This is a genomic window from Pseudoalteromonas sp. bablab_jr010, assembly GCF_016464105.1.
Lineage (GTDB): Bacteria > Pseudomonadota > Gammaproteobacteria > Enterobacterales > Alteromonadaceae > Pseudoalteromonas > Pseudoalteromonas simplex.
The window spans coordinates 1-586 of the sequence record NZ_JACDWV010000096.1 but is presented as its reverse complement, the minus strand read 5'-3'; the positions used below and the strand labels follow the sequence as shown (position 1 = coordinate 586).

Here is a 586-nt window from a genome sequence, read left to right as displayed (position 1 = left end):
TTGGTTTTTCAGATAAGGAAATGATTTCCAGATTTTAGCGGTTGTGGCTTGCTTAATCCTCCTTGCGTGCTGGCCTACTGAATATCGAGTGCCGATTGTAATCAGCATATGAATGTGATCTTTGTCTATCTCAACCTCTTCGATCCTAAAGTCAGATGATAGAGAAACATCGAAAACCGTTTTCTTTACAAACTCACCCTGCCTTCCGTTTAGCAGAGGTTTTCTGTACTTAACCACCAAAATTAAATGAAGCGAAATTAGATATTTGCAGTGAGATTTAGTTTCATATTCCATCTTGACAACTTGGCCTTATACAGTAGTCTATACAGTATATGAAAAAGACGCTCAGATACAACTACAGGCTAAACCCTACGCCAGAACAAGAAGTTAAGCTCATTGAGTTTGGTGCGATAGCGCGTGGCATTTGGAATCTGTTGTTGTCTGAAAATATGCGTCGATATGAATACGATAAAACATTCCTGTTTTACAAAGATATGGCTTCTCTCCTCAAGGAAATTAAGCCATTCGAGGAATTTAGCTGGATTAAAGCGTTTGATTCTGCTGCTGCTCAGCAGGTTGCTCGCGA

At 39.8% G+C, this 586-nt stretch carries 2 protein-coding genes; one reads left to right on the top strand and one right to left on the bottom strand.

The window, feature by feature from the left end; all coding sequences use genetic code 11:
• The coding region (gene tnpA / locus JIG37_RS09885) for an IS200/IS605 family transposase (RefSeq protein ID WP_199529285.1) at positions 1-294 on the bottom strand (294 nt) is incomplete at its 3' end.
• 38 nt (positions 295-332) lie between these two features.
• On the opposite strand from tnpA, the gene JIG37_RS09880 reads away from it, so the two are divergent.
• Positions 333-586 (top strand): helix-turn-helix domain-containing protein (locus JIG37_RS09880; protein WP_199529284.1); only part of this gene is annotated, 254 nt, incomplete at its 3' end.